Source organism: Clostridium sp. LBM24168 (genome assembly GCF_052953915.1).
Genome location: NZ_CP196861.1, coordinates 2,379,467 through 2,402,208, shown reverse-complemented (window position 1 = coordinate 2,402,208; position 22,742 = coordinate 2,379,467). Strand labels below are relative to the sequence as shown.

Below are 22,742 nucleotides of genomic sequence, written 5' to 3'. Positions count from 1 at the left end.
TACTGTATCACACTTGAAGTGCCAGATATAAGTTATCTTACGATTCAAATATCAATTTTACTGAAACATTTAGGGTATACAACAGACAAATTAATGGAAATTGTACAAGACAGAATTATTACAGAGGATGAAAAACCAGAGCTTAAAAATATAGTTTGTGAATTAGACGAATTTTCGCAAAAGATACAATCACTAAAACTTTGGGCTCAAAAGAATTTGAAGTAGGGAGGAGGTTTCGATAGGGAAAGCAAAATAGATGAAAAGTCAATCTTTGTAAGAGTGGAAGAAATAGCATAAATGCTCAACATTTCAAAAAGCCATGCTTATAAAATTATGAGAGAACTTAATGCAGAACTAAAGGAAAAGGTAAGATTACAAATTCAGGAAGATTTTCGTGACGATATCTGAAGGAACGATTTTAATATGTTTCAGGAGGGCGGTTACAAAAAGGTGGCATAAATTAATTGAGAATATTGCTAATTGTGATACTTGGGTTAGTAATGTAAATCAAAAAATAGTATAATTTGTTAAAAAGTAGTTTATAGAGGGAAAACATTATGAATTATGACAATTTAACTTTTGAAGATGATAAATTAGATAGAAAGACATGAATACAGCAGCTCCAACAGATCAGATGGCACAACCAACTCCGGCAAAGCCAGCTCAATAGAAATAATTTTGATCCTGGGCTAATTAATGGTCTAGGGGTTTATTTTTGTAATATAACTAACTGCTATTAATTATTAATAACAAAGAATATTAACAATAGTGTTCCGATAATGATAACACTAGTAATAATCCTTGTAAGTAAACTTCCTTTTGTTATTTGACTTGGATCGCCTGCCTGTAAATGATTTATTGAATCAGCAAGATTACCCATTGGATTTTTCTTGCTTTCTTCTATTTTACGTTTATCTTCTTTATCCATGATTCTACCCCTATGTAATGAGCTAACAAATATTATATTAATATTGTTTAACCTATTATAAAGTATAATAGCATATTTTATAACCATATTCTACCTTTAAACAGAACAAATATTTTTATATAATAGAATTATCTGGAGTATAGGGGACATAAAAATTATCTTTTAAATGAAATAATTTGCTTTATATATTAATATATGTTAATATAAAGCTACAACTTAAATGAAGAGTGATTAATTTAAATCAAAATATGTTTCAATAGGTACTTATAATTATAATATGTATGTTACGAAATTTTATTTGATGGGTTTATTACAAATAATTTAAGAAATAAAATTTAGGAGGTACTTATTATAATGACAGGTACAGTAAAATGGTTTAATGGAGAAAAAGGATATGGATTTATCACAGGAGAAGACGGAAAGGATTGCTTTGCTCATTATTCCCAGATAAATTCGGACGGTTATAAGTCACTTGATGAAGGTCAAAAAGTTTCTTATGATGAAAGTAAGGGACAAAAAGGGTTGCAAGCAGAAAATATAACAGTTCTTTAATTGATGAATATTTTATTCCTTAGATAGTTTTCTATCTAAGGAATTTTTAAATTATATAGTTATAATTATTGCCCCAGAGATGGGGCTTTATTTTTTACATAATGTAGCTTTTTTAATACCTCTTGCAATAATGATTATTGCTGGATCTAATATACCAGATACTCAATCCTAGGAATCTAATGTTGCTTCTAATACACAAGTTCAAAGTACTACACCTAAAAAGTCTACTGTACCAGCTAAAACTACTGAAAAAACTAAATCAGATGAACTCGATAGTCAATCTCCGATAAAACTTGAAAAAGCCAAGGTTACCCACCATACAGATGGAGATACAATAGGTGTAACATTGGGAAACGGCCAGTATGAAAAGGTCAGACTTATAGGAGTAAATACTCCAGAGTCCACAACAAAGCATGAACAATATGGTGAACAAGCTTCTAATTATACAAATTCCTAATTATATGGAAAAACAGTGTATCTTGAAAGTGATGCAGGAAATACAGATACTTATGGAAGGCTATTGAGATATGTATGGCTTTCTCCACCTACAGAGATAAGTGAAAGCGAAATCAGAGCTAAAATGTTTAATGCCATATTTGCTTATAATGGATATGCAGAACAGATGACAATTCAGCCAAATGTAAAATATGCTGATTATTTTAGAAAGTTTTGTGCGGATGCAAGAGAAAGCACTAGGGGATTATGGGCTATAAATCATAATGGTACTACTAAGGGAGATGGTATAAGTACTCCTTTAAGTTCTAGTTATGCTTCTGTATCAAAGCCTAGTTCTATATCAAATTCAAGTAATAGCAATTATAAATCAAGTAGCAATAATTAAAATACCGCAACAGTACAACAAAAGCAGCCTCCTGCGCAGTCATCCTCTGCAAATCAAGGTATGACTGTTTATATAACTAAGACTGGTAAGAAATATCATAGAGCCGGATGCAGATATTTAGCTAGAAGTCAAATACCCATATCATTGGAAGATGCCAAATCAGAAGGATATACGCCTTGTAGTGTTTGCAATCCTCCACAATAAAGAAAAGCTCTGGAGAAATCCAGGGCTTTTATAAACAGCATAAATATTATATAATTATAATATTATAGAAATCAGGAGTCCGATCCAATTAATAATAATGGTAGTAAAATTAAATATAAGTTCATTAAGTTTTTTCTATCAAGATTTTTTATTCTAGCCTGAAACTTAAGCACAATATGGGCGGTTAGAAATTTCAGGAGGTCATCAATGAAAAAGTTTCTAATATGTTTTTTTGTATTGTTTAGTATAATTTTTGTTTATCCACCTAAGGTCTCAGCTTCAGATGAGGTAAGTCTATCCAAATTCAATATAGAAACTACTATAAAAGAAAATGGTTCTATTAATATGGTTGAGCTTATAACCTACAATTTCAAGGGAAAATATAATGGTTCCTACAGGGATATATCCATTAAAAATACGGATGGTATATCTAATATAAAAGTACTACTTGTATCTAAGAATGGATTAGAAGTACCATTTAGAGAAGTGAATAATGCTAAAAATGGAGATAACAATGTATTTCAAATATTAAAACAGGGTACGAACCTTTATAGGATAAAAATCTATTCACCTTCAAACGATGAAAAGAAAACTTTTAAGATATATTATACTATGAAAAATGTTGCGATAAAATACAATGATGTAGGTGAATTCTTCTATGAATACTGGTCTAGCTACAATGAAACTGAAATAGATAATCTGAAAATTCATATTGATATTCCAGATAATACAGAAAATAAAAATATTAAAGCCTATTATCATGCTAATTCAGATGGAAATATATCTGTTAAAAATGGAAATGTGGAGTATACTTTTTCCCATGTTAATTCTAAAGAACTTGTTGAAGCAAGAGTTCTTTTCCCGGCTAGTTTAATTTCATTGTCTCCTAAGTCAAAAAATGAGAATGCATTGAGCAGGATTTCAAATGAAGAGACAGAATACAGTAGAAAAAAGCAGCAAAGAGTAGAATTTGCTTCTATTATGAAAAAAATATTTGATTTTATAAATATAATTTTGGGGCTGCTTTTTCTTGTATCTGGATTTGTTATATGGAAAAAATTTAAGAACAGTTCTCTGAATGACTATAGTATTTATTTTCCTCCAGAACTTCCTGAAGAATGCACCCCTGCAGTAGCAGCTTATATGGTAAATGGAACTGTAGATGGGAGAACTACTTATGCCACAATACTTGATTTGTGGAGGAGAGGTTATTTAACCATTGAAAAAGTAGAATCCGAAAATAAAAAAGATAAAGTTGATTTCTCAATCAAGAAAGTTAAAAAAGCAACTCAAGAACTTTTAAAGCATGAAAGATATTTTATAAACTGGTTATTTGATATACTTGGAGATGGTGAAAGTGTAACTACATCATCTATAAAAGAATCGAGCAAAGAATCTTCTTTTTATTCTGATTTTCAGAAATGGCTAAAATTGATAAAAAAAGAGGTTAAATCAAGAGGTTATTATGATAAAAAAGCCAATACTCTTGGTAAATGGATAGTTGTGATTTCCATTATAAGTATAATTATCTCTATTATATCATTTGCTTTTGAAGCTTATTCAGGTATATTTAATTTATTCTTATCAATTCTTATACTGATTTCTGGAATACGCTATTGTATTAAGAGAAGTTCTTATGGTCAATCTCAATACAATAACTGGACCAAATTTAAAGATTATATTAAAAATACAAACTTTGCTTATAATATAAACACAGACTATATAGAATCTTATATTCCCTATGCTGAAGCCTTAGATATGAAGCAGAATATTATGGTAAAACTTCGGTCATCATTTTACAATCCTTCACAAAATATGGGCTGGATATACTATTACCTTCTCTTTGATAGCATAAATTTAAATAGGAAAGAACAGTTCAACTATTATGTGTATAATTCCTTCGGAACTGGATCTTCTGGCAGTTCAAGTACTACTTCAGGTGGTTATACTTCAGGCAGCTCTGGAGGTGGAGGTGCTGGTGGATTTTAGAACTTTCCTAAAGCTGATTCAGATAAATACTTTGAGCCAGCTTTATTTTTGTATTATATTTATATATTTTTTATTCTATATTGTATATAATTCAAATAATTGTAAAATAAATTAATTGATTTATATAACTAAATAGTCTAAAATTTCAATTATGGTTGATTATATAATATAAATATGGAGGTGAAAATATGATAAAAGAAAGTATAACATTAGATTTAAGTAAAACAGAACCTTATTTGAATAAAGACGAAATTAAAAAATTGAAGTATTTTGTTTCAATGTCGCATAGTATGTTAAAAAGAAAAATTGGAGCAGGAAATGACTTTCTTGGATGGATTGATTTACCTATTGACTATAATAAAGAAGAATTTAATAGAATAAAGAGTGCAGCAGAAAAAATAAGATCTGACTCCGATATATTGATAGTTATAGGAATTGGTGGATCCTATCTTGGATCAAGAGCAGCTATACAGATGTTAAGTCATACGTTTTATAATAATATTTCAAAAGATAGAAGAAAAGGTCCCGCTATATTCTATGCAGGAAATAATATGAGTTCTACGTATATGGCAGACTTATTGGAGACTGTAGAGGGGAAGGATATATCTGTAAATGTTATTTCAAAATCAGGAACTACCACAGAGCCAGCCATTGCTTTTAGAATTTTCAAAGAACTCCTTGAAAAAAAATATGGAAAGGAAGCTGCTAAAGGAAGAATATATGCTACTACAGATAAAAAAAATGGAGCGTTAAAATCATTAGCTGATGCAGAGGGCTATGAAACTTTTATAATTCCAGATGATGTTGGAGGAAGATATTCTGTTTTGACTCCTGTTGGACTTTTACCTATAGCGGTTGCAGGAATTGATATAAACGAAATGATGCAAGGAGCTGATGATGCAAGAGAAAGATATGATGTTGATGATCTGGATAAAAATGAAGCATATATATATGCAGCAGCTAGAAATGCATTGTTCAGAAAAGGTAAAACTATTGAAATAATGGTAAACTTTGAGCCTTGTCTTCATTATTTTGGAGAATGGTGGAAGCAATTGTATGGTGAGAGTGAAGGAAAGGATAATAAAGGACTGTTCCCGGCAGCAGTAGATTTTTCTACAGATCTTCATTCAATGGGACAATATATTCAGCAGGGATTGAGAATTTTATTTGAAACTTTTATAGATGTAGAGAATCCGAAAAAGGACGTATTCATAAAGAAAGACAACGAAAATCTCGACGGACTCAATTTCCTTGCAGGAAAATCCATGGATTTTGTAAATGATCAGGCTCTTAAAGGTACAGTGCTTGCCCATAATGATGGAAATGTTCCAGCTATAGTTTTGCATGTACCTGAATTGACGGCTTATTATTTTGGATATATGGTGTATTTTTTTGAAAAATCCTGTGCAATAAGTGGTTATTTAACAGGTATAAATCCATTTGATCAACCTGGAGTTGAAGCATACAAAAAGAATATGTTTGCTCTTATTGGGAAGCCGGGGTATGAGGATAAAAGGGCTGAGCTAGAGAAAAGGCTTGGATAAGATATTGAATTCCCACTTCGTAGTGTATATCTTCAAATGAAGTGGGATTATTAATTATAGAAAGGTGAATTCTATGAAGAAAACATTTATTAAATTGTTAATAATATATTCCATTTTATTTTTTATAATAAATTATTTTAACACTTCGTATATCAGTATTCTAGCAATAATTAGGATACTTGCTATTTCAGTTCTGTGTGGTGCTGCGCTTTCAGGTATTACTGTGTTATTAAAAGTTAATTTTTTAAAAAACAACAAGGAAAAATTAAAGAATCATGATAGAAAATTATAATATTGGGATGTGATAGAAATTATGAAGATATTAGTAGATGCAGATGCATGTCCGGGAAAGGACGTGATAGAGAAGGTGGCAGCAAGTAATAATATCGATGTTACCATGTACTGTGATATGAATCATGTCCTGAATAGTAATTATAGTGCTATAAGATATGTTGACAGTGGTTTTCAAAGTGTGGATATGTTACTTATAAATGAAGTTAATGCCAATGATATAGTAATAAGTCAGGATTATGGAGTCGCAGTTATGGCTTTAAGCAAGAAAGCCTATGCAATTAATCCAAAAGGTTATATATATAATGATAAAAATATAGATAGATTGTTATTTGAAAGGTATATATCTTCAAAGGCAAGGCGATGTGGCAAAAAAACTTCTAATCCTAAGAAAAGAACTCTGGAAGACGATAAAAGATTGGAAAAAGGACTTATGAAGCTTATAAATATGAAAAAACCTCTATGACATAATATGGAATTATAGTATAATTTAAAGTAATTAAATTTATATTACAACATATTTGTGAATTTATTTGGAGGTGATATATATGAATGAACTGGCTATAAGTTGTGATATTGAGAGTCCTGAAAAGGAAAAATCCTCAATTATGATAAATATAGAAAACCAATTTGATAATAAATTGTTATACAAATATATAATAGGATGTAATGGAACATGGAGTGTGCTGAAAGATTTCACCCATGATAAAAATGTAAAATGGATTCCAAAGAAAGACGGAAAATATATAGTTATGGTACAGGCTAAGAGGGAAAATAGTAATAAAAGTTTTGATTATATATCAAGAATGAACTATATAATAGGTGATGCACAAGAGAAATTAATAAACAATATTTTTCTAAATAAAGATAGATTTACATTAGGAGACAAAATAAAAGTAGCTGTAGATACAAATAGATATCCTCTTATGTTTAGATATTGGATAAAAGTCCAGAATTGGTGGCGGCTTGTAAAGGATTATTCCACAGAAAACACGTTAACATATACAGTGAAGTCTGAAAATAGTGGTGAAATATTAGTAGAATGTAAAGATATCAATTCTCAAAGTGATTTTGATGATTTCAAAAAAATAGATTTTTATGTAGATGCCATAAAAAAGGTTGAAATATTGGACTTTAAATGTTTAAACAGTGAGTTGATTTCTGGATCAGAGATTAGTTTTCAGGTTGTAGCAAAATATGAAGAAGACAGAACAATACTTTATAAATTTTTTAAAATAGATTTAAGTGGTAAATCAGAATGTATTCAGAATTATTCTACTAGAAGGACAGTAAGTTATGTAGAAAAAAAAGAAGGTTCATATAAGCTATTGTGTCTTGCAAAAGATATGTATTCTACAAGTAGTTTTGATGATAGGGCGATTCTTAATTTTAATGTAAAAAAATATAGGGAAATAATTATAAAAAATTTTATGACAGATCTAAATTCACCTCAGCTTACAGGTACGGATATTAATATAAGTGCTCAGGTTACAGGAGGAAGAGAGCTTGTTTATAGATATGTTATTGAGGGGAATGAAAGTCATGATTCTGGATATATAAGATCATCTAATTATCTATGGAATAGTAAGTCTTCAGGTGAATATAGAATAATGCTATTTGTAAAGGATATATCTTGTAGTAAGGAATATGAGGCCTGTGAATATATGAATTTTACTATAGATGAAAAGAGTAGTGAACCTGTTAATATACAGGATTTTACACTAAATAGAAATGACAAAATATTAAAGGGAGAACTTGTAAGGGCCGTTGTTTCGGCTTCAGGTGGTACGGATTTAAAATATGGATTTTTAATAAGAGAGGATGGAAGGAATATTGAAAATATAGATTATAGCAGAAACAATTGGATAGAATTTATACCGAAGGAAAAGGGTGAATATGAATTAGAGGTATTGGTAAAAGATAATTACTCCAAAAGAAAATACGATTGTCATATGATAAAAACTATAGAGGTATTCGATTGTATACCTGCAAATATTGATTATATATTATATCCTATAAGAGAATATTATATGGTTGGTGAGGAAGTTTCAATATGTATAATAGCTCAAGACACTAAAAATGTGCTAGTTAAGTATGTCATGAGTATAAATGGACATGATGTTGAAGAAACGGATTTTATACAGGAAAAGGAGTATGAATTTACACCAAAGTGCAGTGGAAGATACAGCTTAGAAGTGTTTGCGAAAAATATTAAAAGTGACGCTGAATTTGATTGTAAAAAGAGATTGAACATTGAGATAAGGGATACAATTCCTGTTACGGATACAAAACTTGTCTGCCAAAAAAATAAGTTTTTAATCAATGAACCAGCTACATTTTATGCTAATAATTGTGGAGGGAAAAATGTAATTTATGAATTTTATGTAATGGAGAAAGGAAATTGGATACTGGTTCAAGGCTATAGCAGAAAGAATGGTTATACTTTTATACCTTTTGATAAGGACGAATACAAAGTGATGGTATTATGTAAGGACCAATATAGCAGGGAGGTTTATGAAGACTATGATATATTTACATTTAAAGCAATATAGGTTATTATATAAGTGTCTTCAAATTAACAAACTAATAAATTAACATATGATTCAGGTGGGTGAAAAAATGAGTATAGATAATGTATCCGATAAAAATACTAGCAATGCAAAAAAACTACTGGAGTTTCAAATGATGACCCAGATTTTAAAAACAGCATTGGGAGATTCAGACTCATTTAATTTGATTATGGAAAGTTTAACTAAGGCTATGACTGATAGTAGTGGTAATATAGATTTATCTAAATTCAATCTTGGAGAGGAAGATTTGAGTAAACTTGGATATGGTGCAGGACAAAGATTGAATAATATTTATACCGGTATAAAAAATGATATAAATAGTGGAAATATAAGTATAGACGAAGCTGTAGAAAGGGCATCCAGAAAATATGGGGTGGATAAAAATCTGATAATGTCGGTTATTAAGCAGGAATCAAATTTTAATCCTAATGCTACATCTAATGCGGGTGCTATAGGGCTGATGCAGCTTATGCCAGGAACTGCTAAAGAACTTGGAGTTAGTGATGCCTATAATATACAGCAGAATGTGGATGGAGGTACCGAATATTTAAGAGAATTGCTGAATATGTATGGAAATTCTAAAGAAATGGCATTGGCTGCCTATAATGCAGGTTTCGGTACACTGAGATCCAGAGGAGTGAATGATACATCAGGTATTTCAAGACTTCCTTATGAAACAAGGAATTATGTTCAAAAGGTCATGGGTTATTATAATAATGCTAAAACAGTCTGATTGACTGTTTTATTTTGTATATTGATATACTAACATATTTGGAGGAGATACATATGGAGAGACTAGATAAGGTTTTATCAAATATGGGATATGGTACTAGAAAACAGATTAAAGCTATGGTGAAAGATGGACACGTAAGTATAGATGGTGTTATTATACATGACAGTTCCATTAAGGTAGATACAGATAATAATAGCATAGAAATAGATGGCAAACTTATTGATTATAAAGAGTATATATATATTATGATGAACAAACCCGATGGAGTAGTATCATCAACTTATGATAATTATGAGGAGACTGTTATAGATCTTCTAGAACCTGAATATAGAGCTTTTGATCCATTCCCTGTAGGGAGGCTTGATAAAGACACAGTTGGACTGCTACTTATAACTAACGATGGAGAAATGAATCATAGATTAATATCACCTAAATGGCATGTTGATAAAGTATATTATGCTGAAATAGACAAAATTTTAAGCAGTAGTGATATTGAAGCTTTTAAGAAGGGAATAATACTTGATGATGGATATAAATGTATGCCGGCTAAACTGGAAATTATAAGTGCGGATAAAGATGGCTCTATGGCAAATGTAATTGTACAGGAAGGAAAGTTCCATCAAGTAAAAAGAATGTTTGAATCATTAGGAAAAAATGTGGTATATTTGAAAAGAATAAAATTTGGACCTATACAATTGGACAATAGTTTAAAAGAGGGAAGTTATAGAGAATTGTCTAAATTTGAGCTGGAAAGTGTTAAAAATAATTTAAATATGAATTGATTACAGGCACATTAATATAAAATTTACAAATATATTTGTAGAAATAGCTTGATATTTTTAAGTTGTTTTACTATAATGGTGATGCAAGGGTAAATAAAAGGAATAAATAGCCCCCTTTTTATTTATGAGCAAACAGCCTATGCCCCAATGGGCTGTTTTTATTTTGTAAATAACTATTTTAAATATATGAATAAAATCTATAATTATACTTAAAATTTATTATTCATAAATAATTGTATAACGCATAATTTAAATCGTTAGTCCTACTGTAGATTAATGTATTAATACGTGATAGAATTAAGACAGTACAATTTAAAAGAATATAAGGGGTTGAGCCTATGAAAGAGTACAAATCCAAATTGAAAAGTGATGAAATGGATTATCTATGTGAAGCTGTACTTTGTCTCAAAACAAGGGAAGAATGTTATAGATTTTTTGATGATATATGTACTATAAATGAAATAAAATCATTGGAACAGAGGCTTCAGGTAGCAAAGATGCTGAAAAACAAAAAAACATATTTGGATATAGCTTCGGAAACCGGTGCAAGTACCGCTACAATAAGTAGGGTAAACAGGTGCTTAAATTATGGAAGTGATGGGTATAAAATAGTTTTAAATAGATTAAAAGATAAATAAATGTATATATTTAAATGTGCCGATGCAGCACATTTTTCTATTTTAAATGATTAAATTGTATGTAAAATGATATAATATAAAACATAAAGAGCTGTTACTCCAATAACCAGTAATAGGATAAAAAATCAGGGAGAGGATTCGATGGATTTAAAAAATCTTTTAAATGAAGAGCAGTATGATGCAGTGAATACCATAGATGGACCGCTTCTTATATTGGCGGGAGCAGGATCAGGAAAGACAAGGGTACTTACATACAGAATAGCACATATGATTCAGGATTTGAACATATATCCTTCTAAGATATTGGCTATAACTTTTACAAATAAAGCTTCAGGTGAGATGAAAGAAAGAGTAAGACGACTTGTTGGAAACGAAGTAGACAACATGTGGATATCAACTTTTCATTCGAGTTGTGTTAGGATACTCAGAAGGGAAATAGATAAACTGGGATATAATAAAAATTTTGCTATATATGACAGCTATGATCAAAAAGTACTTATAAAGCAGTGTATGGATGAATTAAATATAGATGAAAAACAGATAACTATCAGAGAAATAATAAACAAAATAGGTGAACAAAAGGATAACCTTATATCTCCAACAAAATACAAGAAGCAAAATGAAGACAATTTTAGATTAAATAAGGTTGCAGATATATATATTCTCTACCAAAAAAAACTGAAAAACAATAATGCACTTGATTTTGATGATTTGATATACAAGACTGTTGAACTTTTTAAAGAGCGTGAGGATGTACTTCAATTCTATCAAAGAAAATTCATGTACATAATGGTGGATGAATACCAGGATACAAATAGATCGCAATATGAATTTGTTAAATTACTTGCAAGCCAGCATAAAAATATATGTGTAGTTGGCGATGATGATCAATGTATTTATGAATGGAGAGGGGCAAATATAAGAAATATTCTCGACTTTGAAAAAGATTACCCTGATACAAAAGTAATAAAGCTTGAGCAGAATTACCGTTCAAAAGGTAATATATTAAAAGCTGCCAATGATGTTATAAGCAATAATTGTGAAAGAAAGAAAAAAATACTTAGAACAAATAATGACAGCGGTGATAAAATAAAATTGTATAGAGCATATTCTGATATTGATGAGGCAATTTATGTAGCTGGTCAGATAAAGAAACTTTGTAGAGGAGAAAATAGAAAATATAAGGATTTTGCAGTACTTTACAGGACAAATGCTCAATCTAGACTATTCGAAGATCTGTTTATGAAAAATAATATTCCCTATAGGATAATCGGCGGACTTAAGTTTTATGATAGAAAAGAAATAAAAGATATAATATCCTATTTGAAATTTATAAATAATCCACTTGATGATGTAAGTCTGAAAAGAATAATAAATGAACCAAAGAGGAATATAGGAAATGCAACAGTAACCAAAGTACAAGAGTTTGCATCTTCAATGGATGAATGTATGTACAGTGTACTTCTTGATGTAGAAGAAGTCTTGAATTTGCCAAAGAGAAGTATTTCTTCTTTAAAAAAATTTGTGAGTCTTATAAACAGTTTTATAAAAAGTAGAGATAAGGTTTCAGTATCTAGTTTATTGAAAGAAGTACTTGAAACTACAGGATATTTGGATAAGCTTAAAACTTCAAAAGATCCAGATTCTATAAGTAGAATGGAAAATTTGAAAGAACTTGTATCTGCTGCTGTAGAATTTGAAGCTTCATCGGAGGACAAATCCCTGTCTGCATTTCTGGAAAAGGTGACTCTGGTATCTGATATAGACAATTTTGATGAAAACTCAGATACCGTAGTTATAATGACGGTCCATAGTGCAAAGGGACTTGAGTTTCCAGTAGTATTTATGGTTGGCATGGAAAATGGTATATTTCCCGGGAATCAATCTATCGATAATCCAGAAGAAATGGAGGAATCGAGGAGATTATGTTATGTTGGAATAACTAGAGCTAAGGAAAAATTGTATATGACTTCATCACAAAGTAGAAGAGTATTTGGAAGAATGGCATGTTATAGTGAATCTGATTTTATAAGTGAAATATCTGGTAATTTAAAGGAATATGATAATATTAAGGAAAAGAGTTTAGGACAGAAGCTTATTTCAAATAATACGAATAAATATACAACCAAGATTCCACCAAGAATGTCAATAAGCACTGAAAAAAGACTGATTTCTGAAGTTAAAAAAGAAAGTTTGAATGAATTAAAGGTGGAGGATATAAAAGCGGGAATAAAAGTTAGACACAATAAGTTTGGAATAGGAACTATAGTTAGTGTGAACAAAAATGGGGGAGATATAAAATTAACTATTGCTTTTGACAAGAGGGGTATAAAAAATCTTATGTATGGAGTTGCCCAGCTTGAAGCTGTATAGATGTCAAATGATAATTAATATGGGGTGGTAACTGTGGTTGAAGGCAATGATAAATCCAAGAAAATAAATAAATTAATAGATGAACTAAATAAATATTCCTATGAATATTATGTATTGGATAATCCAACGGTATCTGATAAAGAATATGATAAAAAATATGATGAGCTTACAGCATTGGAAAAAGAAACAGGTATGATATTCCCATATTCGCCTACCCAAAGGATAGGCGATAAAGTGCTTTCTCAGTTTCAAAAGTATGTGCACAAAAATAAGCTTTGGAGTATGGACAAATCTCAGAGTATAGAAGGAATATATGAATGGCATAATAGAAATGTAAAAATTATAAATGAATATAATTCAACTCATGATGATAAGCTTCCAGAATTAAAGTATGTTTTGACTAAAAAATTTGATGGATTAACTATAAATTGTACTTATGATGAAAATGGAGTACTTATAAAGGCTGCTACAAGGGGTACGGGAACAGTCGGAGAAGATGTTACAGAACAAGTTAAAACAATAAATTCTGTTCCTCTTAAAATAGAAAATGAAAGTTTAATAGAGGTACATGGAGAAGCCATTATGACTAAAAAAGCTTTTGAAGAATATAATAAAAAATCCGATGTACCGCTTAAGAATTTGAGAAATGGAGCTGCAGGAGCTCTTAGGAATCTAAATGTCAGGGAAACTGCAAGAAGAAAATTATCTGCTTTTTTTTATGATGTAGGATATAATGAAGGGGAATATTTTAAAAGTTATATTGAAATGATGAATTTTATAAGAAGAATGGGATTCCCTGTGGATACATATATTAAAGAATGCAGTACGGTGGATGAAATTAGAGTACAACTTTCCTATATTGAAAGCATAAGGGATAAACTTCAGTATGATATAGATGGAGTTGTTATTGTAGTAGATGACATGAGAACTAGAGACATACTAGGATATACTATTAAATTTCCTAGATGGTCAATAGCATATAAATTTGAGGCGGAAGAGGCTACTACAACACTTTTAAATGTGGAATGGAATGTAGGACGAAGTGGTAGGGTTACTCCGACGGCAATACTTGAACCAATTCAACTTGCAGGGGCCACCATTAAAAGAGCTACTTTAAATAATATGGATGATATAAATCGAAAAGGTATTAAGATAGGTTGTAAAGTATTTGTACGGAGGTCAAATGATGTTATACCAGAAATTATGGGAGTGGCAGATGATAATCTAGAAAATGTAAAAGAAATTGAGCTCCCAAAAATTTGTCCATATTGTAAAAGTGAAATTATACAGGATGGTGTTCATTATTTTTGTGAGAATACGCTTTCGTGTAAACCTCAGTTAGTTAAGAGTATTGTTCATTTTGGAAGTAGAGAGGCTATGGATATAGAAGGGTTCAGTGAAAAAACGGCTTCACAGCTATTTGAAAAATTGAATATAAAATCTATACCGGATTTATTTAGACTAAATAAAGAAGAATTAATGAAACTTGATAAGTTTGGGGAGAAAAAGTCACAAAATCTTATAGATTCAATAGAAAAAAGTAAAAGTTGTGACCTGGCATCATTTATATATGCTCTTGGGATACCTAATGTAGGAAAGAAAACTGCCTCGGATCTTGCAAATACCTTCAAAAGTCTGGATAATTTAAGAAATGCTACTTATGAAGAACTTGTTAATATCCAGGATATAGGAGATAAAGTTTCAAATACTATAGTAGAATTTTTCAAGCAGAAGAATATAATAAAGAGTATAGAAGAATTATTAAAATTAGGAGTTAGACCATATTTTAAAGAAAATAAAACTAAAAAAAGTATGCTTAATGGAAAAACTGTAGTAGTAACTGGAACACTTGAAAATTACACACGAGTAACTATAAAACAAAAATTACAGGAGCTGGGAGCTAAAGTATCGGAAAGTGTAAGTAGAAAGACAGATTATCTTCTCGCAGGAGAGTCGACAGGCTCAAAGTATGACAAGGCAGTTAAATTGAATATTCCTATAATAAGTGAAACTGAATTTGAAAAATTAATCTAACTTGTTAATCGTTGGAGGATAAAAATGAAGAATACATTTAATTTGTTAGGATGGATAGGGGTTACTTTTACCACGATTGCATTGATATTAACACTTCTTACTACATATCAATTTGTATATATAAAATATTTTAATGGTTATTATACACTTCAGCTGTCTATAGTTATAACCATGATAATATGGTCCTTAAATATGATAATGTCCAGGGCTAATTTCAAAAATGCTATATATCCTATAACTTGTATTTTAATAGCATTTGTAACTATATTTTTTATGTATATGAAAGTTTATTAAAGATAATGGAGACAATCCTTGGTGGTTGTCTCATTTTTGTATTATAGATAGGGGTTGATTATTGTTGAATTGTCTTATAAAATTTTATTTATAATTAATTAGATTGAATTTAGGAGTGATGTGCATGCCTGTTTCGATAAATGATATAAAATATTTGGCTTCACTTGCAAGATTAGAATTTAATGAAGATGAGGAGAAAAAATTGAAAGAGTATTTAAATAGAATTTTAAACTACATATCAAAGTTGGATGAACTTAACGTTGAAAGGCAGGATATGCTTGTAAATCCATATCATATAGAAAATAAATTTAGAAAGGATATAGTAGAGGAATCATTGAAAATAAATGATGTGGTTGAAAATTCACCGGAGCATGTTGAAAATTATATAGTAGTACCGAGGATTATTGAATAAAGAGCATATTAGCAGAGATCATTTATAGGGAGATGACATTTTGATATGATGGAGGTTACTGCCATTGAGTTGAAAAACTTAATACTTAATAAAAAGATAAAAGTTGAGGAGGTTGCAAAATTTTATCTTGATAGAATAGATAAATTGGATGATAAGATTGGTGCATATTTGTATGTAGCGGGTGATGAGGCGATAAAGAGAGCTAAAGAATTGGATGCCAAACTGGCATCAAATAGGGACAAGGAAAGGTTAGGTGGGTTATTTGGAATACCTGTAGCAGTTAAAGACAATATAAGTGTTTCTCGAATGCAAAATACTTGTGCATCAAAAATGCTGGAGGGATATATATCACCCTATGATGCAAGTGTGATAGAGAGAATAAAAAAGGAAGACGGAATAATACTTGGAAAATTGAATATGGATGAATTTGCTATGGGATCTTCCACAGAAAATAGTTATTTTAAAATAACTAGGAATCCTTGGGATTTTGAGAGAGTGCCAGGAGGATCCTCCGGTGGATCTGCAGCGTCCATAGCTTCATTTGAAAATCCACTCTCATTGGGAACTGATACAGCGGGATCTGTAAGACAGCCATCGTCATTTTGTGGAGTAGTTGGACTTAAGCCCACCTATGGGAGAATATCAAGGTATGGAGCAGTTGCTTTTGGATCAACTCTGGATCAAATAGGACCTATGGCCAGGACAGTAGAAGATTGTGCTCTTCTTACGCAATATATAGCAGGTCTTGATGAGAGAGATTTTACAACTGCAGATGTAGATGTCCCAAATTATGTGGATAATTTAACCGATAATATAAAAGGTAAAAGAATAGGTATACCGCTAGAATATTTTGATCATGCAATTGATGACAAAGTTAGAAAATGTCTTGAGGAAGCCATAGAGATTTTTATAGAAAATGGAGCAGATGTAAGATGTTGCTCACTTCCTATTTCGAGGTATTCGCTTGCAGCTTATTATGTAATAGGCTGTGCCGAAGCATCTTCCAATCTTGCAAGATTTGATGGAATAAGATATGGACATAGATCACAAAGATATAAAGATTCAATAGATATATATTTTAAGTCCAGGAGTGAAGGACTTGGTGAAGAAGTAAAAAAAAGGATAATACTTGGAACTTATATGCTTTCTAAGAATTACTATGATTCATATTATAAAAAAGCACTTAAAATTAGAAATGTTATAAAAAAAGAATTTGTTGATGCAATGAAAGAATTTGATGCCATAATATGCCCAACATGCCCTACAACGGCTTTTAAAATAGGTGAGAAAAAAGAGGATTCTATATCAATGTACATGTCAGACAGCTATGTTGTACCTGCTAATATAGCTGGAATTCCTTCTATTTCAATACCGTGTGGCATGATAAATGGACTTCCTGTTGGAATGCAGTTAATGAGTGGATATTTTAGAGAGGACATATTATTTAATTTAGCTTATAGTTTTCAACAATCTACAAATTATCATAAATTGAGACCTAAAAATTCAGAATTGAAATACTAAAAGGAGTGAGATTGTTTGGAATTTGAAATGATCATAGGGTTGGAAGTTCATGTTGAGCTTTCCACCAATACAAAGATGTATTGTGGATGCAGCGCCGAATTTGGAGGAATTCCCAATAGTCACGTTTGTCCTGTATGTTTAGGGTTACCTGGAGCTCTGCCGAGATTGAACAAAAAAGTAGTGGAATACGCTATAAAAGCAGGCATTGTATTTAATTGTGACATATCTAAAAATAGTAGAATGGACAGAAAAAATTATTTTTATCCTGATTGTCCTAAAAATTATCAGATAACCCAGAATGAGTTTCCACTTTGCAGAAATGGATATATTAAAATAAAATTACAAGATGAAAGAACTAAAAAAATAAGAATAGATAGAATACATATTGAGGAAGATGCAGCGAAACTTATTCACAATGAATTGGGAACACTCATAGATTATAATAGAGCTGGGGTTCCACTTATTGAAATAGTTTCAAAGCCAGACATTAGAGATCCTGAGGAAGCTGTACTATACCTTAAAAAATTGAAATCTACACTTCAATATATAGGCATTTCAGATTGTAGAATGGAACAGGGGTCTTTAAGATGTGATGGCAATATATCTGTAAGACGTAAAAATAGCTGTAAATTAGGAACTAAAACAGAAATAAAAAATGTGAATTCTTTTAAGATACTAAAAAGAGCGCTTGAATATGAATATAAAAGACATGTTAATACAATAAAAAATAGAGGAAAAATAAAACAGGAAACTAAAAAATGGGATGATCTAAAATTAAAAACTGTAGTTATGAGAAGTAAAGAATATGAAAATGATTATAGATATTTCCCAGAAGGTGATCTTGTATCTATAAATATTTCTAATGAATATATAGAAAAAATAAGAGATACTATACCAGAAATGCCTTACAAAAAGGCAAAAAGATTTGAAAAAGAATATAATCTTCCTAAAAGTAAAGCTGTAAATATTACTATCGATGTAAATACAGCCAACTTTTTTGAAAATACAGTTAAAATATGTGGCAATTCGAAGGCTGTTTCTAATTGGATACTGGGGTACATAACTATACTTTTAAATAAAGATTCTATGGATATGGAGGACATAAAAATCACTCCTGAAAATTTGGCAAAGTTTATAAATCTAGTTGAATCTAAAATTATATCTAATAATCTTGGGAAAAAAGTGATAGAGGAAATGTTTTATACAGGTAGGAGTCCAGACGAAATAGTTGAGGAAAGAGGATTAATACAAAATAACAATAGGCAAGAAATACTTGAAATTGTAAAAATCATCATTAATAGAAATTCAAAGTCAGTTGAGGATTATAGAAACGGTAAAAAAAATGCTGCTAAATTTATTATAGGTTTAATTATGAAAGAAACTGGAGGAAGGGCCAACCCTATAATTGTAAATCAGCTGGTTATGGAAGAGCTTAATAAAATTTGAATATATATGTAAGAATACTGTTATATGGCAGTCCTTCGTAAAACAGTATTGAATTAGTCTTTTGATGATAGTGTAGCCGTAAAAGCTACACTATCTATTGATTCTTTTATTTGTCAGTAATAATAAATAGTTTGAATTTTATGCTGTCTTATGCACGGACAGCCTTAATTTTTTTATTTTTTACTTTCACTATTTGGTAAATTAATATTAGAAATGTGAGTATTTTCTGATATTCTATGTAAATGTTCTGCTATTTGTTCAAGTAAGTAATTTTTATATTTTATTTGTGACAAGGTTTGTTTTATGACTATAAATCCCCAAATCAATATAAATACTATTGTACACATGGTTAATATGGCAAGTATTTTTATAGAGAGTATCATTTGGCTATTCCTCCAAGGTAAAAATATATATACATTATATCATAAAAATATTGGTACAAGTTAATTCGTTTATTTTTTTTATATATGTCAATAATTAAATGTAGGTAAATAAATTTTAAATGTCTGTTACACAAGGAGAAAATTATGAGGAAGTTTATTTATTTAATCATTGCTACAATCCTAATTAGTATAGTTATTGTCATTTTAAGTGGTATATCTGTAGAAAAAAAGGTTAGGCAGACAGATAGCAATGATTATCAAAACTCAATTGTTTATAATATAAATGATTTTCCAAAGGATCTAATTATGTTGAGTTCTTATAACATTCAAGAAAAAGATGTACTTTCAAATTTATTTGATGGTCTTGTTTCTATTGATGAAGATGGTAATATAGTACCTGATCTGGCTGAAAAATGGGATGTAAGCCAGGATAAGACCCAATATACATTTACTATAAGGAACAATGCAAAATGGAGTAATGGAGAAGATATAACTGCGGAAGATTTTGTAGACTTTTTTTCTCATATATTGAATAAAAAATTGAAAAATATTTATTCTAATCAATTAAACTGTATATTTGGGGTAGAAAAATATAGGAAAGACAATGGAGATTTTGAGAATGTTGCCATTAAGGCATTAAACAGAAAAACTCTCCAAATAAGACTTAATTACTCTTCTGATTACTTTTTGAACATAATGGCACAGCCCATTTATTCTCTGAGAAAGATAGATGATGATTTATTTAATTGGAAGAAAAGATACAATGATATAGCTTATTCTGGTAGTTTTAAAATAGATAAAATATCAGATGAGGGATATATAGAGATGAAACGAAACGATAAATATTGGAACAAAAACAATGTTAAAAATAGTAAAATAGTAATAACCTCATTTCCAAGCAGTGAAAGTGCTCTGGCGGCATTTCAAAATAATAAGGTTAATGTATTTACAAATCCACCTATTAGTGAAATAAAAAATATTGAAAATGTCTCTGTTGTTCCAACTTATGGAGGCGAAGCACTTGTCTTTAATATAAAAAAGCAGGGTATTTTAGATAATGAATATTTCAGAAAGTCAATTGCACTTTCGATTGATAGAAAAAATATAGTTCAGAATATATTGAAAAATAAAGTTGATGCAGCTTCTGTCTATATACCATACAATAGTAAGATAAATCTTGTTGATCTCATAGCTCAAAAAAAGGAAGCAGAAAAATTTATGGATAAGGCAAACTATCAATATAATGGGGTACCCTTGAAAATTATATATATGAATACGGTGGAAAATAAAAAAATATGTGATTCTATAGCGAAAAATATTAAAAGTACTTTTAATATAGAAGTAAAATGTTATGGATATGACAAAGACAATTTTGAAAATGAATTGAAAGGGAAAAATTACGATATAGCGGAGATAAATTATAGGGGTAATTACTATTATCCAATGGAACTACTAAATAATTTCGAATCACGTTCAAAATTAAATTTTGGTGGATATGCCAGTACTGAATTTGACACGAAAATGCTCCAGGCAACTTTTGAAAATGATGGGAGTAAAAGATTAGATGATCTTAAAGAAGCAGAAAGTATATTGTTAGATGATAATGCTATAATACCTCTATATTTTGATAATACTATTATTTGTGTTAAAAACTATGTAAAAGGTGTGTATTTGAATAAACTTGGAAATGTAAAATTAGATAAGGCTTATTTATCAAAATAAGCCTTATCTAATTCTTAAAGATCTCCTTTAAAAATATATGATGTCAAGAAAAAGATGAACATATTCTTGTAAGAATCAAAGGATACCTTTGGAGATTTAAAGCTATCCTTTTTTCGGCTGTAGCTTACATATTTTGCGTATACTGGAGCAAGTTCACAGGTTTCGGGTGAAGGTATTGATGACATCCTAAAGTACTTTTCTTCTATTAAGTCATCTGATTTTAAGGAAAAGTGTCTATATCTCTCTACATTATTTAAATTTGGAGCTTCAGGCCAGCTCAAAATTAAACCTGAATCTATTAATTGATTAGTAAATATATCCAGAGCTATTAAATTGCTTTCATTTCCCTTACCATTTATATCATTATCTATTATACAGCATATTAAATACAGCATTACTTCCAGACAGGAAAATTTTATGCTTTTATCGGAAGATTTTTTAAAGAATATTCCCCTGTTGGGATCATACAAGTCAATTAGCTTTTTATAGATAAAATCTGCATTTTCTTTAGCTTTTATTATGTTTATATATTTATAGATAAGTATATAATTTATATAATTTAAAGAATCATTTTCTAAACTGTTTTTTTTACTCATGTTTTCTGTACATTCATCACCGTAGAATTTTTCAAATATCAACTCGGAGATATCCAATATTAGATTCTTGGATCTTTCATCTTTAGAATAGCTGTAAAATATATTAAGGGCAAAGCATAATTTTGTAAGCTCTGAAAAGGATTGTTCATATAAACTTTCTTTTAATTCTACAAGCATGTTCAATATATCAAAAGAAAAGTTCTTGAATTGTTCTCTTTCACTATCTTCAAGGAAAAGACTGCATTTATAATAGGCAGCCATTAAGAGAGCCTGGGTTGAGAAATTAAATTTACTGGCTTTATCTGTAAATTTTGGTTGTTCATCATATGAACTATTTTCATGTTTTTTATCTATAAATACTCCTTGACTCGTTCGAAAATATATAGCATAAAATTCAAGTTGCTTTTTGCATATATATATATATATATTTCTTAAATTATATTTTTTTTTGTCTATATCTTTAAATAAATTGTAGTAATCGCAAAGTTCAAGAAGAGAAAGAGTCATAAAAGCATTGCTGTCTATATTTATCTCTTTTTTAAATTTTTCATCATTCCAGCATAATTTATCATCTATGTTTATTAAATTTGGATTCGCTTTTCTATATATACACAGTAGTGGAGAAAGGTTTTTAAATGTGGTAATATCAAAACTAGGTATATTTTTTGATCTGATATCTTTTGATTGTATAGTAATACCACATTTTGAATACAGTACTATTTGTTTTAAAGATTCTTTTGTCAAATGATATAATTGAGATTTGATATTATCAGAATTTATTTTGTTAATTTTTAAAAATGGACCTATATATTTCAAAACATTACACCTACCATAAATTAATCCTTATATTAATAATATGAGATGTTATATAAAATGGTGACTACTTATT

Annotated in this window: 20 protein-coding genes; 17 read left to right on the top strand and 3 right to left on the bottom strand. The window is 29.8% G+C overall.

Features of this window, described 5'->3' with window-relative positions; translation table 11 throughout:
- Positions 1–18 precede the first annotated feature (18 nt).
- Positions 19–225, top strand: a complete 207-nt coding sequence (locus ACSVC9_RS11965) for a hypothetical protein (RefSeq protein WP_446897698.1) — start codon at positions 19–21, stop codon at positions 223–225.
- 511 nt (positions 226–736) lie between these two features.
- Here ACSVC9_RS11965 and ACSVC9_RS11960 read toward each other — a convergent pair.
- Positions 737–928: a hypothetical protein gene (locus tag ACSVC9_RS11960; protein ID WP_446897697.1), complete on the bottom strand. Its 192-nt coding sequence runs from the start codon at positions 926–928 to the stop codon at positions 737–739.
- A 354-nt stretch (positions 929–1,282) separates the two neighbouring features.
- Between ACSVC9_RS11960 and ACSVC9_RS11955 the strand changes: the two genes are divergently transcribed.
- The 15 genes from ACSVC9_RS11955 to gatB all read left to right on the top strand — a co-directional run bounded on the left by ACSVC9_RS11955 (position 1,283) and on the right by gatB (position 19,152).
- Positions 1,283–1,480 (top strand): cold-shock protein, encoded by a 198-nt coding sequence (locus ACSVC9_RS11955; protein WP_446897696.1) that lies wholly within the window; start codon positions 1,283–1,285, stop codon positions 1,478–1,480.
- 472 nt (positions 1,481–1,952) lie between these two features.
- Positions 1,953–2,321 (top strand): thermonuclease family protein, encoded by a 369-nt coding sequence (locus ACSVC9_RS11950; protein ID WP_446897695.1) that lies wholly within the window; start codon positions 1,953–1,955, stop codon positions 2,319–2,321.
- Between the two features lie 411 nt (positions 2,322–2,732).
- Positions 2,733–4,514 carry a DUF2207 family protein gene (locus ACSVC9_RS11945; protein WP_446897694.1) on the top strand — a complete coding sequence of 594 codons (1,782 nt, stop codon included), beginning with the start codon at positions 2,733–2,735 and terminating at the stop codon, positions 4,512–4,514.
- 191 nt (positions 4,515–4,705) lie between these two features.
- Entirely contained in the window at positions 4,706–6,058 is a 1,353-nt protein-coding gene (locus ACSVC9_RS11940) for a glucose-6-phosphate isomerase (protein WP_446899852.1), read from the top strand.
- A 313-nt stretch (positions 6,059–6,371) separates the two neighbouring features.
- Entirely contained in the window at positions 6,372–6,815 is a 444-nt protein-coding gene (locus ACSVC9_RS11935; protein ID WP_446897693.1) for a YaiI/YqxD family protein, read from the top strand.
- Between the two features lie 82 nt (positions 6,816–6,897).
- Positions 6,898–8,901 carry a triple tyrosine motif-containing protein gene (locus tag ACSVC9_RS11930; RefSeq protein ID WP_446897692.1) on the top strand — a complete coding sequence of 668 codons (2,004 nt, stop codon included), beginning with the start codon at positions 6,898–6,900 and terminating at the stop codon, positions 8,899–8,901.
- Between the two features lie 67 nt (positions 8,902–8,968).
- A complete protein-coding gene (locus tag ACSVC9_RS11925) occupies positions 8,969–9,652 on the top strand; it encodes a lytic transglycosylase domain-containing protein (protein WP_446897691.1) in 684 nt (227 codons plus the stop codon).
- A gap of 53 nt (positions 9,653–9,705) precedes the next feature.
- Positions 9,706–10,434 carry a pseudouridine synthase gene (locus ACSVC9_RS11920; protein WP_446897690.1) on the top strand — a complete coding sequence of 243 codons (729 nt, stop codon included), beginning with the start codon at positions 9,706–9,708 and terminating at the stop codon, positions 10,432–10,434.
- A gap of 338 nt (positions 10,435–10,772) precedes the next feature.
- Positions 10,773–11,072, top strand: a complete 300-nt coding sequence (locus ACSVC9_RS11915) for a YerC/YecD family TrpR-related protein (protein WP_446897689.1) — start codon at positions 10,773–10,775, stop codon at positions 11,070–11,072.
- Positions 11,073–11,213: 141 nt separating this feature from the next.
- Positions 11,214–13,445, top strand: a complete 2,232-nt coding sequence (gene pcrA, locus ACSVC9_RS11910) for a DNA helicase PcrA (protein WP_446897688.1) — start codon at positions 11,214–11,216, stop codon at positions 13,443–13,445.
- A gap of 33 nt (positions 13,446–13,478) precedes the next feature.
- The gene (gene ligA, locus ACSVC9_RS11905) at positions 13,479–15,479 is read left to right on the top strand and encodes an NAD-dependent DNA ligase LigA (RefSeq protein ID WP_446897687.1); all 2,001 of its coding nucleotides are present in this window, start codon (positions 13,479–13,481) and stop codon (positions 15,477–15,479) included.
- Between the two features lie 24 nt (positions 15,480–15,503).
- Positions 15,504–15,773 carry a hypothetical protein gene (locus ACSVC9_RS11900; protein WP_446897686.1) on the top strand — a complete coding sequence of 90 codons (270 nt, stop codon included), beginning with the start codon at positions 15,504–15,506 and terminating at the stop codon, positions 15,771–15,773.
- A 124-nt stretch (positions 15,774–15,897) separates the two neighbouring features.
- Entirely contained in the window at positions 15,898–16,185 is a 288-nt protein-coding gene (gatC, locus tag ACSVC9_RS11895; RefSeq protein WP_446897685.1) for an Asp-tRNA(Asn)/Glu-tRNA(Gln) amidotransferase subunit GatC, read from the top strand.
- Between the two features lie 48 nt (positions 16,186–16,233).
- Complete coding sequence (gene gatA / locus ACSVC9_RS11890; RefSeq protein WP_446899851.1) at positions 16,234–17,706, top strand: Asp-tRNA(Asn)/Glu-tRNA(Gln) amidotransferase subunit GatA; 1,473 nt, start codon at positions 16,234–16,236, stop codon at positions 17,704–17,706.
- 15 nt (positions 17,707–17,721) lie between these two features.
- Positions 17,722–19,152, top strand: a complete 1,431-nt coding sequence (gene gatB / locus ACSVC9_RS11885; RefSeq protein WP_446897684.1) for an Asp-tRNA(Asn)/Glu-tRNA(Gln) amidotransferase subunit GatB — start codon at positions 17,722–17,724, stop codon at positions 19,150–19,152.
- Between the two features lie 173 nt (positions 19,153–19,325).
- Here gatB and ACSVC9_RS11880 read toward each other — a convergent pair whose 3' ends face one another.
- On the bottom strand, positions 19,326–19,535 hold the full coding sequence (locus tag ACSVC9_RS11880) for a hypothetical protein (protein ID WP_446897683.1): 210 nt from the start codon (positions 19,533–19,535) through the stop codon (positions 19,326–19,328).
- 144 nt (positions 19,536–19,679) lie between these two features.
- Between ACSVC9_RS11880 and ACSVC9_RS11875 the strand changes: the two genes are divergently transcribed.
- Positions 19,680–21,257: a peptide ABC transporter substrate-binding protein gene (locus tag ACSVC9_RS11875; RefSeq protein ID WP_446897682.1), complete on the top strand. Its 1,578-nt coding sequence runs from the start codon at positions 19,680–19,682 to the stop codon at positions 21,255–21,257.
- A 14-nt stretch (positions 21,258–21,271) separates the two neighbouring features.
- Here ACSVC9_RS11875 and ACSVC9_RS11870 read toward each other — a convergent pair whose 3' ends face one another.
- Positions 21,272–22,669 carry a hypothetical protein gene (locus ACSVC9_RS11870; RefSeq protein WP_446897681.1) on the bottom strand — a complete coding sequence of 466 codons (1,398 nt, stop codon included), beginning with the start codon at positions 22,667–22,669 and terminating at the stop codon, positions 21,272–21,274.
- Positions 22,670–22,742: the final 73 nt, after the last annotated feature.